This is a genomic window from Hoylesella timonensis S9-PR14 (assembly GCF_000762405.1).
GTDB lineage: Bacteria > Bacteroidota > Bacteroidia > Bacteroidales > Bacteroidaceae > Prevotella > Prevotella timonensis_A.
The window spans coordinates 38,116-54,024 of the sequence record NZ_JRPQ01000006.1 but is presented as its reverse complement, the minus strand read 5'-3'; the positions used below and the strand labels follow the sequence as shown (position 1 = coordinate 54,024).

The window sequence follows — 15,909 nt, the reverse complement described above, 5'->3', positions numbered from 1 at the left end:
TTTTCTATTTTGAAGATTTTAGATGGCCGTTTTTTGGTAAAATAACAGGACAAAAACATCGCATTTCTTTATCTAAAAATGATAAAATTGAAGCGTCATGGTTGTTACAAGAAGAGAAGCAAAAGAAGCGCATGAGGTAAGCCGTGCCATGCGTTTCATTCCTAAAGGCTGTTGTTGAAACAAAACGAAAAGATGGTTTTTCGCCGTCAACCACCTATTTATAATAGGGAGAACCCCGTGTGCCATGTGTCTTAAAATACGTGAATTGTGCGTTTGTTACAAAAGATTAGGTTATTTTTGCATATTAAACTGATAAACTGCACGATAATAAAATGGGGCTAACAAGTATAGCAAGCCAATTCTTTCTGTCGCGTCAAAAAGAGATTGAACGATGCGCCAGACACACTGAATCAATGCAACAGCAGGTACTGATGAACCTGTTGGAGCAGGCTAAAGATACAGAGTATGGGCGTAGCCATCTCTTTGGAAGTATAAGGTCGTATGAGGAATATGTAAAAAATGTGCCTGTTTGTACTTATGAAGAACTGAAAAGTGACATTGACCGCATGCGACATGGGGAAGAGAATGTGTTGTGGCCCGGTCAAGTGAAGTGGTTTGCCAAATCGTCAGGTACTACTAATGATAAGAGCAAGTTCATACCCGTGTCCAACGAGGCACTTCATCACATCCATTATCAAGGAGGAAAAGACACAGTAGCGCTCTATCTTCTCAATCGTCCTGATAGTCGGCTCTTTGACGGAAAAGCCTTAATATTAGGAGGAAGCCACTCTCCAAATTATAATGTACACAACTCTTTAGTAGGAGACCTTAGTGCAATCCTAATAGAAAATATCAATCCTCTTGTCAATGTGATGCGTGTGCCGAAGAAGTCTACGGCACTTTTGCAAGATTTTGAAGTAAAACGAGACCGTATTGCAAAGGAAACATTACATAAAAATGTAACGAATATCTCAGGAGTTCCCTCTTGGATGCTGTCTGTGTTGGTGAGAGTGATGGAATTAAGTGGCAAGACGCATTTGGAAGAAGTGTGGCCTCACCTTGAAGTTTTCTTCCATGGAGGCATCCCTTTCACACCTTATCGCCCGCAGTATGAGCAGCTCATCACCTCTCCGCAGATGTGTTACATGGAAACCTATAATGCCAGCGAAGGATTCTTTGGCATACAAAGCGACTTAGATGATTCTTCCATGCTCTTAATGACGGACTATGATGTGTTCTATGAATTCATTCCGATGGATGAATTTGGGGTAAAGGAAGACCCCACAGTCGTACCATTGGAGGGCGTTGAGCTGGATAAAAACTACGCCATGCTCATCTCTACATCTTCTGGATTGTGGCGTTATATGATTGGTGATACTGTGAAGTTTACCTCAAAAAATCCCTATAAATTCATTATTACTGGTCGTACAAAGTACTTCATCAATGCCTTTGGTGAGGAATTGATTATGGACAATGCAGAAAAAGGGTTGGCTTATGCGTGCGAGCAGACGGGTGCAGAGATTTCAGAATACACCGCAGCACCCGTATATATGGACAGTAATGCCAAATGTAGACACCAATGGTTGATTGAGTTTGTCAAAGAACCAAAGAGTTTACAACAATTTGCGTCTATCTTAGACAAGCGTTTGCAGGAATTAAATAGTGACTACGAAGCCAAACGTTTTCACAATGTCACACTGCAACATTTGGATATCATCGTGGCACGCACCAATTTGTTTAATGATTGGCTGAAAATGAAAGGGAAAATGGGTGGACAGCACAAGGTTCCACGTTTGTCTAATAGTAGAAAGATTATTGAGGAATTGCTCGAACTCAATACCTCTGAACAAAATCTTGTTAAGGGATAATTCTCATTTATACTGAATGAAAATGCGTCATTTGTACTTTTTCAATTACCTAAAGTCACTTCATTGCAATGCAGGCAAGGTGCTCTCGCTTAGCGCAGCATGGTATGTTCTCCTTTTGTGGCTTTTCTCTTCCATGATGATGTCTTGTGCTCGCATGGGAAGTCCCGATGGAGGATGGTACGACGAGACTCCTCCAAAAGTGGTCAGTACGTCACCTAAGGAGGGTTCTGTACATGTCACGGATAAGAAAATATACATACAGTTTGACGAATTTATTAAGATTGACAATCCAACAGAGAAGGTTGTCATCTCTCCTCCACAGATAGAATCGCCCGAAATCAAGTCGCAAGGAAAGCGAATCGTGGTGGAACTGAAAGATTCTTTGAAGCCAGACCTCACTTATACGGTCGACTTTAGCGATGCAATTTCGGATAACAACGAGGGTAACCCATTGGGAAATTATACTTATAGTTTTTCAACAGGTTCAAAGATTGATACCATGGAGGTAAGTGGTTATGTATTGGAAGCCGAAAATTTAGAGCCTATTAAGGGAATCTTGGTAGGTCTTTATGCCGATCATAGCGACTCTATCTTCCGACATAAGCCCATGTTGCGCGTGTCTCGAACCGATAGTCGTGGCAAATTCACCATTCGTGGCATTGCTCCCGGCACTTATCGTATTTACGCTTTGCAGGATGTAGATGGAAATTACTTCTATAATCAGAAAAGTGAGAAATTGGCTTTCACGCATGACCTGATTACTCCAAGCTCTAAACCTGATATTCGACAAGATACGATTTGGGCAGATTCGCTCCATATCAAGAATATTCTGCAAGTGAATTATACACATTTCTTGCCAGATGATATTACGTTGAGGGCTTTCACCGAGATACAGACAAATCGCTATCTCATTAAGACGGAGCGTAAAGAGCCAAACTTCTTTTCGCTGTTTTTTAGTTATGGTAGTGACCAACTCCCGCAAATAAAAGGTCTTAACTTTAATGATAAGGATGCTTTCATCATGGAGTCGACCCCTCGAGGCGACACCTTGACGTATTGGTTACGTGATACAACACTCATCCATCAAGACACATTAGAGGTTCAGTTAAGCTATCAAGCCACCGATTCTCTGGGACATCTGCTTCAACAAGTGGATACTGTTTCGTTATTGTCTAAGATTCCGTATGCAAAGCGATTAAAATTGGAACAGAAAAAGATAGATGAGTGGACAAAAAAACAAGAGAAAGCTAAAAAAAGAGGCGAGCCTTACGACTCTATTATGCCAAAAGAAAACTTGGATGTACAAGTTACCGCTGGCTCGGCAATGACGGCTGATAAGAATGTAAGCTTTCATTTTGAAACTCCTTTGGCAAAGATTGACACGTCCAAGATACATCTTTATGCCAAACATGACACGCTTTGGTACGTCTCTCCGTATGAATTTGAACAACACCGAGATACTACCGTGAAGGCTCTCAATAAGGCTTATTTGGAACATACGCGCGACTATGTCTTGCGAGGTGAGTGGCGTCCAGGGATAGAGTATAGTCTTGAACTTGATAGTGCCGCTTTTATTGATATCTATGGAGTGGCATCAACGAAGAAGAAACAAGGCTTTTCTGTTCAATCGAATAATGAGTTAAGCACCATTCTATTAACCATTGCGGGCGCAAAGCAGGCGCCCATGGTGGTTCAGTTGCTTGATACATCGGATAAACCAGTGAAGCAGGCGCCTGTAGTCAATGGTGAAGCACAATTCTTTTATGTAAAACCGGGCGATTATTATGCGCGTTTGTTTGTTGATACGAATGGAAATGGTCGCTGGGACACGGGGAATTATGATGAGAATAGGCAGCCCGAAGAAGTTTATTATTATCCAAAGAAGATTACATGTCGTGCAAAATGGGACTTTAATGAAACTTGGAATCTCGCCCAGACGCCTCTGTATCAGCAAAAGCCTGCACAAATCACCAAACAAAAAGGCGAGCAGCAACGCAAAATTCAGAATAGAAATGCCAAGCGTGCCCTCGACTTAGGTAAAAAATATGTACCTGGTATGTTGAAATAACATCACGAAGTGTTATTCTGATGAAGAATCACGACGTTGCAAATCTATCGCAGAGGTACAAAAATAAGGAACAAACAAATATGAAATTATTGAAAAAAATCACATTATTATTACTATTATTGGTCTCATCAGTCGCTGTACAAGCACAGTGTGATATGAAGAACACGGCTTTTACTTCTGGTGAACTTCTTACCTACAATCTTTATTTTAATTGGAAATTCGTATGGGTGAAGGTGGGAAATGCTTCCATGTCCGTGGTACGTTCCAATTATAAAGGACAACCAAGTTATCGCGCTTCATTAATTACCAGAGGGAATCGTAAGGCGGATCATCTCTTTGTATTGCGTGATACGTTACAAGCTTATACCTCGCTTAACTTGGCACCGCAGTACTATCGCAAAGCTGCACAAGAAGGTTCACGTTATTATATAGATGAAGTTTTTTATACTTATCCCAATAAGAAAGTCTATGTCAAGCAACATCAGATAACCAGTAGTGGTGAGCATCTATGGAGACAGGGCTACAAGAACGAATGCGTGTTCGATATGTTGAATATCTTTTTACGTGCAAGGTCGTTCGATGTGTCCAAGTGGAGGAAAGGCTACGCTTATCGCTTTACGATGGTTGACGGTGAAAAGTCGATGCCTGCGATGTTAAAATATCATGGGAAAACAAACGTCAAAGCGGATGATGGGAAAAAATATCGTTGTTTACAATTGTCATATATGGAAAAAGAAGACAATTCGTATAAGAAGATTGTCGACTTTTTCGTTACCGATGACACCAATCATATCCCCGTACGGTTAGACATGTTCTTGCGCTTTGGCTCGGCAAAGGCTTTCTTGGTGGGGAAGAGAGGCGTAAAAAACTAACTGCGAAATACGAGAGATGAACATTCAGGTCAAAAGACAAGCTTCCTTCTTTGGCCTTTTTCGTCGTTCATCCTCTCTTTATTTGCAGTGATTTTATTGGTAGCTTTTGCCGAAAAGTTCCTTTTTTATTTGCTTATATAAAGTAATATAAAAAGGTGGCAATTCCTTCTATGGCAGGTTTTCGCTGTCCTTCGATTTCTATTTTGAAGTTGATTTCTGTTTTGCAAATGCCACGTAGGTTGCTAATGGCGTGCAACTTGGCGGTCATCCTTACACGACTACCAGTAAGAACAGGCTGTCCAAAGCGCATTTTATCCATACCATAGTTGACCAACATCTTGATGTTGTTCACCTCAATGATTTGTTCCCAAAGGTGTGGCAATAGAGACAAGGTAAGATAACCGTGCGCAATGGTGCTCTTATAGGGGCTTTCTACTTGTGCACGCGCTTCGTCTACGTGAATCCATTGATGGTCTAAAGTGGCGTCTGCAAATAGATTGATGCGGTCTTGCGTTACTTCTAACCATTCGGATGCACCTAAGTCTTTGCCTAAGTAATTGGCAAAATCTTCGTAAGAATTGATGATTACTTTTTCCATATACTGCTCATTTGTTGTGAATACGTCGCTATGAAACGAACCGTTATATGCGGATTGTTCCCTTTAGCATCGTATTTGATGGTTTCATGATACAAAGGTAGCAAAAGCAATTTAATTAGACAAATCACACAAACAATGGTTGTTGGCACGCATCCATAAACTGCTTGTTAACCAAAAATATAACGTTAAAGTTGTCATTTTTCAATAAATGGCTTACCTTTGCATGATACCGCAGAGATTATTTACTTCTCACAGCATTAGTTTTAGCAATTTCATGAAAGAGTTTATACAAGTTTTTAGGCGCTTCGTGCCACCCTACAAACGTTATTTATGGGCGTCCGTCTTATTCAATATCTTGTCAGCAGTATTGAATATTTTTTCTTTTGCGGCGCTCATTCCCATTCTTAACATTCTGTTTAAGGTGAATCAAGTGCAGGTAACCACACTCATGCCTTGGCCTGAAGCCATTAAAGATTTACCCCGTGTGTTAGCTAATAATGCCAATTATTACGTTCAGGTGATGATTGATACCTATGGTTCTACGACCACCTTGCTGCTGATAGGCTTGTTTTTGGCTTTCATGACCTTTCTAAAGACAGCAGCATACTTTCTGTCTTCTGCCACTATCATGCCGATTCGTACAGGTGTGGTGCGTGATATCCGCAATCAGTTGTACCGCAAGATTACCAGTTTGTCGCTGGGATTCTTCTCTGAAGAGCGCAAAGGTGACATCCTTGCTCGTATGAGTGGTGATGTACAGGAGGTGGAAAACTCTATCATGGCTTCGATAGATATGCTCTTCAAGAATCCTATCCTCATCATTGCCTATTTTGCAACCTTACTTATAATCTCTTGGGAGCTCACATTGTTTACCATTGTGTTTGTTCCTATCTTCGGATGGTTAATGGGGATTGTTGGTCGTAAACTTAAACAAAATAGCATCAAGGCACAAAGTCTCTGGAGCGACACAATGAGTCAGGTCGAGGAAACGTTGGGAGGACTGCGCATCATCAAAGCCTTTTGCGCCGAGGAAAAGATGAATAAGCGGTTTGATAAGATTAACAGTGATTATCGCAATCATATCCTTCGAGTCAATGTGCGGCAGCAAATGGCGCATCCCATGAGCGAGTTCTTAGGTACAGTGATGATTGTCATCGTGCTGTGGTTTGGTGGTACCTTAGTACTCAACCAACAAACGCTCAGTGGTCCTACGTTTATTTACTACTTGGTGATGCTGTATAGTATTATCAATCCTTTGAAAGAACTATCAAAAGCCAGTTACAGCATCATGAAAGGATTGGCTTCGATGGAGCGAGTAGACAAGATATTAAATGCGAAAGTCACCATACAAGATTCTCCACATCCTGTTCCTATCAAGGAATTCAAGCATCAAATCGAGTTCCGTGATGTATCTTTTAGGTATGGAGAGCAATGGGTGTTGCGACATATTAACTTGGTGATACCTAAAGGAAAGACGGTAGCATTGGTGGGACAGAGTGGAAGTGGAAAGTCTACTTTGGTGGATTTGATACCACGTTACTATGATGTACAAGAGGGCGAGGTATTGATTGACGGTATCAATGTTCGTGATTTGGGTATTCATGACTTGCGACAACTCATCGGGAATGTGAACCAAGAGGCGATTCTATTTAACGATTCGTTTTATAACAACATCTCTTTTGGTGTCGACCATGCCACGCAAGCAGAGGTAGAGCAAGCAGCTCGTATTGCCAATGCTTATGACTTCATTATGGAGTCAGAAGATGGATTTGATACCTGCATTGGAGATCGAGGCGGAAGATTGAGTGGTGGACAGCGTCAGCGTGTGTCTATTGCACGTGCTATCTTGAAGAATCCACCTATCTTGATACTCGACGAGGCTACCAGTGCGCTTGACACCGAGAGCGAACGCATGGTGCAAGATGCGCTGGAGAAGCTCATGAGCACACGCACAACGGTGGCAATTGCACACAGACTGTCTACTATCAAGCACGCCAATGAAATATGTGTGCTTCACGAAGGGCGCATTGTAGAGCGTGGTACGCATGAAGAACTCATGAACAAAGATGGCTATTACAAGAAACTGCACGATATGCAGGAACGATGACATACAGAAAAACGAAAGTTAAAGAGCGAAATGGAAAAGATGAAATACAGCGTTGAATCGTCTAAAAGCAAAAGAGCTAAACAGTACTTGGCACCATTTGCGTCATTAGTGGTGAATATCTTTATGGCGTTTGTGGTGTATCTCATTGCCCGGGTGGCATTCCTTTTAGAGAATTTCAGTTATTTCTCTGAAGGTTTATCCTTTTCCCAAGTGGGCGAATGGTTTTGGGGTGGCTATATTTTCGACCGTTCTGCCATCACCTACACCAACTCCTTGTACATCGTCATGATGCTCTTCCCTTTGTGGATGAAAGAACGTCGAGACTATCATCTATTGTGCAAATGGGTCTTTGTGGTCGTCAATACGCTTACTTTGGTCATCAATCTTTGCGATGCTGTGTATTTTCCATACACCTTGCGTCGTACTACTACGAGCGTATTTCGTGAGTTCAGCAACGAGAACAACTTGCTGGATGTGTTCTGGGGCGAGCTATGGGGACATTGGTACTTATTATTGCTCGCCATTGCAGTGGTATGGTTGATGTGGAAACTCTATCTCATACCACGCACCCACCACACTTATTATGCCACGCTGGGCAGTCGTATCGGCTTCGGAGTGGTGCAGTTGCTCTTATTACTCGCCATTACACCGCTTGCCATAGGTGCTTGTAGAGGTGGACTTGAGTCGGGTATTCGCCCTATAACCGTGAACAATGCCAACCAATATGTCAACAGACCCACCGAATGTGCCATTGTTCTCAACACACCCTTTGCGCTTATCCGCACCATTGGAAAAGACGTATTCGAGGTGCCACCTTACTTTGAAAACCTCGAAGCTGCCGAACGAGTGTTCTCACCCATTCATCGTCCTGTCTCTACCCATCCGTTCCAAAAGAAGAATGTAGTGGTACTCATTGTTGAGAGCTTTGGAAGAGAGTACATTGGTGCTCTGAACAAGGATTTAGAAAATGGCAATTATAAGGGATATACCCCTAATGTAGACAAACTCATTCAGCAGAGTGCCACCTACCAGTATTCTTATTGTAACGGTCGTAAGAGTATCGACGGAATGCCATCTGTGCTTTGTGGTATTCCAATGTTCAAAGAACCCTTCGTGTTGTCGCCCGCTTCGATGAACAATTACACCAGTATGGCAGGACTTTTGGGCAAGGAAGGCTATCACACTGCTTTCTTCCATGGGGCGAATCGTGGTAGCATGGGATTTATGGCATTTGCTAACAAAGTAGGATTCCAGCAATACTTCGGACGACAAGACTATGCTGCAGACAAGCGATTTGGCGGAGATGCCGACTTTGATGGACACTGGGGCATTTGGGATGAACCATTCTTACAGTATTGGGCAACGAAGATTGGCGAGCTAAAAGAGCCTTTCATGACGGCTTGCTTTACTGTGACAAGCCACACACCTTATGTGATTCCTGATCAATATAAGAAGGTATATCCAGAAGAGGGCATTGTGATACACAAATGTATTCGCTATACTGACATGGCTATCGGTAAGTTTTTCGAAACCGCAAAGAAGCAACCTTGGTACAAGAATACGATTTTTGTGCTGACCAGCGACCATACCAACCTGTGCGATCATCAGCAATATCAGACCGATATTGGCGGTTTTTGTTCGCCTATCGTCATCTTCGACCCCTCGGGCGAGGTTAAGTCAGGCATTTATCCAGGCATTGCACAGCAAATAGACATATTGCCAACAGTGCTCAGCATACTGGGCTACAACAAGCCTTTCCTCTCTTTTGGCTGCGATCTCATGACAACCCCCATGAAAGAGACATATGCTGTGAACTATCTCAACGGTATTTATCAGTATTGTAAATATGGCTACGTGCTGCAATTTGATGGACAACACACTAAAGCCATCTATCGATTAGACGACAAGCTCATGCAGCACAACCTCTTGGGAAAGGTGAAAGAGCAAGCACAGATGGAGCATGAGCTAAAAGCTATCATTTGGCAATATATGTACAGAATGGTACACGACAAGCTGATGCCATAGTTATACAGTTGTAATTCGTGATTTGATGTGTACAAACTCTTTGCATGGAGTCGTGAGGTGATGAAGGATAGCGTTTTTTTTGAAGTTTTGCATGGTGATTGAAGCCCCAAAAAACACCCTGCAAAACTGTCAAAAAACTTAACAAAAGGCTTTCTATAACTTCAATATTTTCACGCAGATGATAAGTTGCTCGCAAATATCGCAGTATTTGAAGAGTTTTGTAAGTATCAGAATAAGAGTTACTTATCTTGAAAAGTACAGATAACGTCGCCTTTCTTTCCTTTGTTTTAGTCGCTAAAGCAATGCTTTAAGGGCGTTAAGTCATGTTGATAAGCCCCTTATCCCATGTTTACAGCACTCCAAAAGTATTACTTTAAGGGCATTCACCCATTGCTTTAACAAAATCAGCGCATATTTTGAGTTGTTTTAGCAACATTTGTGAACAAAAATGGGGCGTATCTTCGTCTATTTTGAAGATTTTTTCTGACCGTTTTTTGGTATTTTTTTAGGACAAAAAGGGGCATTTATTTCATGCACTTTTTGTATAGATTGATGAGCTGGCGAGTTACGTTTTCGGTGTCAAATCGTTGCACATATGCCTTGGCTCGAGCTATACGACCACTCCTGTCCATATCGTTCAACAAAGTTAGCAATGCTTCTCGCATGGCTTGGACGTCATCGGGATGAACATATAAGCACTCTGCTCCTCCAGCTTCTTCCAGACAAGACCCTGTACAAGCCACGACAGGTAGTCCACTGTGTATAGCCTCAATGATAGGAATGCCGAAACCTTCGTAGCGAGAGGGATAGACAAAGCACCCAGCCAGCTGATAGATAGCGGGCAAATCGGCAAAGGGAACATGGTGCAACAGCGTGATGCGACTTTGCAGATGGTGTTGTGCAATATAATTTTTCACCTTCTCTGTGTAGGGTGTAGACTTGCCCACCACCACCAAATGAATGTCGGTGGGCATGTCCTTGAGTGCCTTTACTGCCAGCAGTACGTTCTTGCGCTCTTCAATGCTGCCCACGTTGAGGATGAAACGAGTGGGCAAATGGTACTTCTCCCGAACTTCTTGCAGTTGTATTTCAGTACAAGGGAGTTTGAATACCTCGTCGCAGTCTTGGTAGATGACCGTAATCTTGTCGGGCGAAACGTGTCCGTATTTCACGATGTCTCGCTTGGTACACTCGCTAATGGCAATAATATGTGTGGCTTCGCGACAGGTCATGCGAAACTTATAACGATAAATCAGCACATCCCACCAATGATAATATTTTGGAAAGCGCAGGAAAATAAGGTCGTGGATGGTCACAATACCCTTTACACCCGATGCCTTGATGCCACGTGGCAACTCGTTGGAAAGCCCATGATAGAGGTCGATGTGGTCGCGCTTCAGGTCATTAACGATGCCCGTAAATCGCCACCAAGCTTGCGATAGTGGATGTTTTTTGCCAGTGGGGTAAACATAGCGCACGCATGGTTGCGCAGGAATTTGGTTGCGCAACTCTTCGTTTCCTTCGTTGGGCGCATACAGACGAATGTCCAAGTCAAGGTCTTGGGCGTGAAGAAGGTTTTTTACCAAGGTTCTACTGTAGTTACCCAATCCTGTTTTGTTGCGTACAATTCGTTTGGCATCAAAGCCTATGTGCAGTAATTGTGAGTGGTTCATGACAAGCTGTTTGAACTTCAAAGATAGATGAAAATAGCCAATGAAACAACTAAACGAAACAAAAACTTGGAGGAAAGGGGTGAAATGCGTATATTTGTCACCAAATATCTTTGCATGAATCTACTTTACAGGTTAGGCTTTGGCATCTCCTATCTGCTGTCCATGCTACCGTTGAGGGTGCTTTATGTGGCATCTGATATTATTTATCTCATACTCTATCGCCTGATGCATTATAGGTATGAGGTGGTACATCGTAATGTCATGGCATCGTTTCCGCATTCTTCAGCGGCGGAACAAGAGGCTATGATACGAGGATTCTATCATTGGTTGTGCGATTACTTTGTGGAAACGCTCAAGATGATGTCGATGAGTAAGCGGCAAATGCAGCGAAGAATGCAATTTATCGGTACGGAGGAAGTCAACAGAGTGATAGCAAAAGGGCAGTCTGCGGCTATCTATTTGGGGCATTATGGTCAGTGGGAATGGATTACCTCGCTCCCTTTTTGGGTTTCTAATGAAGCACAATGTGCCCAGATATACCATCCCTTGGAGAATAAATGGTTTGACAAAATGGTGAAGCACATGCGTGAAAAACGAGGAGCCGTGTGCATCTCGATGTCAGAATCGTTGAGAAAAGTGGTGGAATATCGACAGAAAAATATTCCGCTCGTCTTGGGATATATCTCCGATCAGGTGCCTTTTTGGAACAACATACACCATTGGGTTGACTTCATGCATCAAGATACACCTGTGCTGACGGGTACGGAGCGCATGATAAAACGCTTGGGACAAGCCGTATTTTATGCCGATGTGCGGCGTGAACGGCGTGGATATTATACTTGTGAGTTCAAGTTAATCACCACAACACCGCAGACATGGGCTGATTTCCAGCTAACCGACCGCTATTTTGAATGTTTGCAAGCCAGTATAGAGCATGACCCAAACCTCTATCTATGGAGCCATAACCGTTGGAAGCGAACCAGAGAAGAGTTCAACTTACGGTACGATGCGCTGACAGGGAGGGTAGATTTGCGTGATTTAGAAACGATAATGTCTGAAAAAAGAGAGAAGGAGTCACAGCCATGATATTGGTAAAAGGTTACGGGCAGATGTGCAATAACATTCTGCAATATGCGCATTTGTATGCTTTCGGGCGTGAGCATGGGGTTAAAGTCATCTCCATGCGTTTCTCGTATAAATATCGTTATTTCGCTATTTGCAAGAAATGGTATCACCGTCCGATGACTTATCTGCTGGCAAAGCTGCTGATACGGCTGCGTTTAGTGGACTGTATCATGGGCGATAACACTCCCGAAATAGACCGCAAGTTTGCACAAGCCCCCCTCATTGCGTGTGGCGGTTGGGGTTGTAGGTATGACGAATTGTTTCGGAAGTATCGGTCGGAGATAGCACAACTATTCTGTATCAAGCCTGCCATTCAGCAGAAGGTGAACAACTGGATGCAAAAACATCCAAAAGCCGATATCAACTTGGGTGTCCATATACGTCGAGGTGACTATAAAACGTGGCAGGGAGGAAAGTATTTCTTTGGAGATGAGGTATATGTACGACTTATCCAAGAATTTCAAGCATTACATCCCCAACAGAAAATCAATGTGTTTATCTGTACCAACGATGCACGGTTGGATATCAACAAGTATCGTGAGGCTTGCCCGAATGTGTATCTTTCAAAAGGTTCTGGTATCGAAGATTTGCAATTGCTTAGCCAGTGCGATTATCTCATGGGCGTAAAAAGCACTTTCTCTCTATGGGCATCGTTCTATCGAGACATCCCCCTATATTGGATTATGGATGCAAATAAATCGTTAGAAAACAATGACTTCGTGCATTTTGAAGATGTGTATATGAGCGTGTGAAGCCTTCATGAAAGACGTTTTATCAATAACTTTGTGAACAACAACATGGAAACAACCAATCCCAAAGTATCTCTCCTTGTTTCTACCTATAATTGGAAGGAAGCATTGAACCTATGTGTGCGCAGCATTTTTGCCCAAACTGTGTTGCCAGATGAAATTATTATAGCCGATGATGGGTCAGGAGAAGATACGCGGGCAGTGATAGAACAGCTGAAAAAGGAAAGTAGTGTGCCTGTGATACACGTGTGGCATGAAGACAAAGGCTTTCGGCGAACAGAAATCATGAACAAAGCTATCGTGGCTGCTTCGGGCGACTATTTGTTACAAGTGGATGGTGATGTTATTCTGTCACCTTACTTTGTGAGCGACCACTTAGAGGTCTGCCAGCCCAATTGCTTCGTTTGTGGTTCTCGAGTGAAGCTCGACAAGGAGATAAGTGAGCAGATATTGTCTCAACAGAAGTTTGAGTTAAATCCCTTGAAATTGCCTTTGAGCTTTGTTCTTAATAGTTTTCGGTCAAGGTGCTTGCGCACCTTTTTAGCAGATAGGTATGCACGCAAGATAGACCACCTGCGAGGATGCAACATGGCTTTTTGGCGTTCAGACCTGTTCAAGGTAAATGGTTATAACGAAGACTTGTTGCAATGGGGACACGAGGACGGCGAGTTGGCTTTCCGATTGCATTATGCTGGTGTGCACAAGCGAGCGTTGAAAATGGGTGGTAATGTGTATCATCTCTATCATCCAGAGGCATCTAAGAGCAACGAGGGACGACATTTGGCAGAGTTGGAGCGTGTGCAAAGAGAACGACTGACATGGTGCAAGAATGGTTTGGACAAGTATGAAAGATAAAAAGATGAAGAAAAAGAAAATACTTTTTGTAATTAGTTATTTCTTAGATGGTGGAGTAGAAACCGTATTGATAGAATATCTTAGAAATTTATTAAAGACAAAAGCTTATGATTTAACGTTAGCTATCGCTTATAAGATAGATGAGGTAGAAGTATATCACGACAGAATACCCAAAGAAGTGAAAGTGGTATATTTGGTCACTAATCCCATTTTGCTAAAATACAAGTGCCGTAAACCCGCTAATAAGATAATTAAACTAACGGATGAGATTTTCATCAATCCCATTAGGCGTTATGTGCAATCGCACAATTTACATAAATTGGTAAAAAAAGCAGATGCTGTTGTTGATTTTATTAGTTCACAAGGTAGTTTTTTAAGAAAAGAAAAAACCAATAAAATTGTTTTCATACATAGTGCGATAGAAGAAAATTACAAGCGTGATCCGAAGGAAGGAGAAAAACAAAAGCGAAAAATACCCACTTACAATCATATTGTAACTATTTCTAAAGCCATGTATCAAGAGGCTTGTAGATTTTATCCTGAGGTGAAAGACCGTATTTGTATGATTTATAATTCGGTAGATACAGACGAGTTGCAACGAGCTTCAGAAGAGTTGATTGCAGATGAGCGTATGGAAAAACCTTATATTTTGAGCATTTCACGCTTAGAGGAATATCCAAAAGACTTCTCTACTTTAATTGCTGCTTATGCACTTTTGCGAAAATATTACGGACACACAGAGGAATTGTATATAATAGGAAAAGGTCCGTCTTTACAGCAACTTCAACAAAAAACAATAGAGTGTGGTGTTCAAGACCATGTGCATTTCTTAGGTTTTATGTCGAATCCCTACCCCTATATAAAACGGTGTGAGATATTTGTGCATAGCTCTCAGTACGAAGGATTACCAACAGTTATGATAGAAGCGTTGTTGTTGGATAAAATGATAGTAGCCACCGATTGTCCAACTGGTCCTCGAGAAATCTTAAATGATGGTAAAGCGGGTATTCTAACCCCTGTTGGCGATATAGAAGCATTGGCCAAAGCCATGCATGAAGCATTGACAGATAAAAAAATGCAGCAGCAGTTTGCTGAAGGAAGAGCAGCACACAAACGTTTATTTACATTCGAAGCAAACAGAGAGGCTTTTTGCAAACTCTTGGAAAGTAAGTAATAGCAGGAGCGTTATGACTTGTTTTTTCGCTCTTCTATCAATTTGGCAACGACCGCAAATTGATAGAACGCATCCCATACAGCATGGATAAAACCGGGCGCACCATCACAAAAACCACCCTTGAGAATGTAGCTTTTGAAAAATCTGAATGCAGGACGTGTTAACAAGCTGCCTGCTCCATAATTCTTATGGCGACGACGTGGCACCTCGTAGTCGGAGTAAGTATCTGTCTTCTTGAATAAGGTAGCAATGCTGTCGTTTGCCAAATGCTCTATTGCTAAAGCGTGGTTGCGCTTTGGAATATAAGAGATAGTCCCGTTTATCTGCGGTACTGCATGGATGACCGCAGGCCAATGAGACACCTCTTTGCGAAAGAAGCGGAGAATATAGTCAGGATAATGGGCATGCAAGAACTGTCCCATGAAATAATTTTTGCGTGGAATATATAAGCCGTCTGCACAATTTGGGGTAGCAATGTGGCGATAAAGGTACGCTCTTAACTGCTCGCTAATCAGTTCGTCGGCATCTACAACCAGTATCCAAGGGTGAGTTGCGTGGTCAATAGCAAACTGTCGGGCTGGTTCTACAATGTTGTAATTGCCTTTTGGAAAGGTAATAACCTTACAACCCATTGACTTTGCTATCGTTATTGTGTCGTCGGTACTCTCCATGTCGCACACAATAATCTCGTCAAAGTGCTTCACAGAGTCTATTACTTGTGCCAAATGTTTCTCGGCATTATAGGTGTTGATGACAACAGAAATTTTCTTTTCCAAATTAGTGTGGCTCATAAAT

General features: G+C 42.3%; 12 protein-coding genes. 9 read left to right on the top strand and 3 right to left on the bottom strand.

Annotated features, from left to right (window positions below):
* Positions 1-332: 332 nt before the first annotated feature.
* From HMPREF9304_RS00630 to HMPREF9304_RS00620, 3 genes are all read left to right on the top strand, one after another.
* The gene (locus tag HMPREF9304_RS00630) at positions 333-1,868 is read left to right on the top strand and encodes a GH3 auxin-responsive promoter family protein (RefSeq protein WP_036925708.1); all 1,536 of its coding nucleotides are present in this window, start codon (positions 333-335) and stop codon (positions 1,866-1,868) included.
* A 22-nt stretch (positions 1,869-1,890) separates the two neighbouring features.
* Complete coding sequence (locus HMPREF9304_RS00625) at positions 1,891-3,936, top strand: Ig-like domain-containing protein (RefSeq protein WP_036925726.1); 2,046 nt, start codon at positions 1,891-1,893, stop codon at positions 3,934-3,936.
* An 80-nt stretch (positions 3,937-4,016) separates the two neighbouring features.
* A complete protein-coding gene (locus HMPREF9304_RS00620) occupies positions 4,017-4,808 on the top strand; it encodes a DUF3108 domain-containing protein (RefSeq protein ID WP_036925724.1) in 792 nt (263 codons plus the stop codon).
* A gap of 133 nt (positions 4,809-4,941) precedes the next feature.
* Here the strand turns inward: HMPREF9304_RS00620 and HMPREF9304_RS00615 are convergent, their stop codons facing one another.
* Positions 4,942-5,406 carry a MaoC family dehydratase gene (locus HMPREF9304_RS00615; RefSeq protein ID WP_036925707.1) on the bottom strand — a complete coding sequence of 155 codons (465 nt, stop codon included), beginning with the start codon at positions 5,404-5,406 and terminating at the stop codon, positions 4,942-4,944.
* Positions 5,407-5,680: 274 nt separating this feature from the next.
* On the opposite strand from HMPREF9304_RS00615, the gene HMPREF9304_RS00610 reads away from it, so the two are divergent.
* Entirely contained in the window at positions 5,681-7,513 is a 1,833-nt protein-coding gene (locus tag HMPREF9304_RS00610; RefSeq protein ID WP_036925706.1) for an ABC transporter ATP-binding protein, read from the top strand.
* A 30-nt stretch (positions 7,514-7,543) separates the two neighbouring features.
* Positions 7,544-9,538 carry an LTA synthase family protein gene (locus HMPREF9304_RS00605; RefSeq protein ID WP_036925704.1) on the top strand — a complete coding sequence of 665 codons (1,995 nt, stop codon included), beginning with the start codon at positions 7,544-7,546 and terminating at the stop codon, positions 9,536-9,538.
* A 524-nt stretch (positions 9,539-10,062) separates the two neighbouring features.
* Here the strand turns inward: HMPREF9304_RS00605 and HMPREF9304_RS00600 are convergent.
* Entirely contained in the window at positions 10,063-11,211 is a 1,149-nt protein-coding gene (locus tag HMPREF9304_RS00600) for a glycosyltransferase family 4 protein (RefSeq protein ID WP_036925702.1), read from the bottom strand.
* Positions 11,212-11,325: 114 nt separating this feature from the next.
* Between HMPREF9304_RS00600 and HMPREF9304_RS00595 the strand changes: the two genes are divergently transcribed.
* Genes HMPREF9304_RS00595 through HMPREF9304_RS00580 form a run of 4 tightly spaced genes read left to right on the top strand, consistent with a single transcriptional unit; the run spans position 11,326 to position 15,114 of the window.
* On the top strand, positions 11,326-12,297 hold the full coding sequence (locus HMPREF9304_RS00595) for a lysophospholipid acyltransferase family protein (RefSeq protein WP_036925721.1): 972 nt from the start codon (positions 11,326-11,328) through the stop codon (positions 12,295-12,297).
* Positions 12,294-13,088, top strand: coding sequence for an alpha-1,2-fucosyltransferase (locus HMPREF9304_RS00590; protein WP_036925700.1), 795 nt, complete (start codon positions 12,294-12,296; stop codon positions 13,086-13,088). The genes HMPREF9304_RS00595 and HMPREF9304_RS00590 overlap by 4 nt, the downstream gene beginning before the upstream one ends.
* 45 nt (positions 13,089-13,133) lie before the next feature.
* Positions 13,134-13,940, top strand: a complete 807-nt coding sequence (locus HMPREF9304_RS00585) for a glycosyltransferase family 2 protein (RefSeq protein ID WP_036925698.1) — start codon at positions 13,134-13,136, stop codon at positions 13,938-13,940.
* A gap of 4 nt (positions 13,941-13,944) precedes the next feature.
* Positions 13,945-15,114: a glycosyltransferase gene (locus HMPREF9304_RS00580; RefSeq protein WP_036925718.1), complete on the top strand. Its 1,170-nt coding sequence runs from the start codon at positions 13,945-13,947 to the stop codon at positions 15,112-15,114.
* An 11-nt stretch (positions 15,115-15,125) separates the two neighbouring features.
* Here the strand turns inward: HMPREF9304_RS00580 and HMPREF9304_RS00575 are convergent, their stop codons facing one another.
* Complete coding sequence (locus HMPREF9304_RS00575) at positions 15,126-15,905, bottom strand: glycosyltransferase family 2 protein (protein ID WP_036925697.1); 780 nt, start codon at positions 15,903-15,905, stop codon at positions 15,126-15,128.
* Positions 15,906-15,909 lie beyond the last annotated feature (4 nt).

Excerpts from the sequence above, each read along its gene's own strand:
- HMPREF9304_RS00630 (WP_036925708.1), top strand. The coding sequence starts at position 333 with ATGGGGCTAACAAGTATAGCAAGCCAATTCTTTCTGTCGCGTCAAAAA.
- HMPREF9304_RS00625 (WP_036925726.1), top strand. The coding sequence starts at position 1,891 with ATGCGTCATTTGTACTTTTTCAATTACCTAAAGTCACTTCATTGCAAT.
- HMPREF9304_RS00620 (WP_036925724.1), top strand. The coding sequence starts at position 4,017 with ATGAAATTATTGAAAAAAATCACATTATTATTACTATTATTGGTCTCA.
- HMPREF9304_RS00615 (WP_036925707.1), bottom strand. The coding sequence starts at position 5,406 with ATGGAAAAAGTAATCATCAATTCTTACGAAGATTTTGCCAATTACTTA.
- HMPREF9304_RS00610 (WP_036925706.1), top strand. The coding sequence starts at position 5,681 with ATGAAAGAGTTTATACAAGTTTTTAGGCGCTTCGTGCCACCCTACAAA.
- HMPREF9304_RS00605 (WP_036925704.1), top strand. The coding sequence starts at position 7,544 with ATGGAAAAGATGAAATACAGCGTTGAATCGTCTAAAAGCAAAAGAGCT.
- HMPREF9304_RS00600 (WP_036925702.1), bottom strand. The coding sequence starts at position 11,211 with ATGAACCACTCACAATTACTGCACATAGGCTTTGATGCCAAACGAATT.
- HMPREF9304_RS00595 (WP_036925721.1), top strand. The coding sequence starts at position 11,326 with ATGAATCTACTTTACAGGTTAGGCTTTGGCATCTCCTATCTGCTGTCC.
- HMPREF9304_RS00590 (WP_036925700.1), top strand. The coding sequence starts at position 12,294 with ATGATATTGGTAAAAGGTTACGGGCAGATGTGCAATAACATTCTGCAA.
- HMPREF9304_RS00585 (WP_036925698.1), top strand. The coding sequence starts at position 13,134 with ATGGAAACAACCAATCCCAAAGTATCTCTCCTTGTTTCTACCTATAAT.
- HMPREF9304_RS00580 (WP_036925718.1), top strand. The coding sequence starts at position 13,945 with ATGAAGAAAAAGAAAATACTTTTTGTAATTAGTTATTTCTTAGATGGT.
- HMPREF9304_RS00575 (WP_036925697.1), bottom strand. The coding sequence starts at position 15,905 with ATGAGCCACACTAATTTGGAAAAGAAAATTTCTGTTGTCATCAACACC.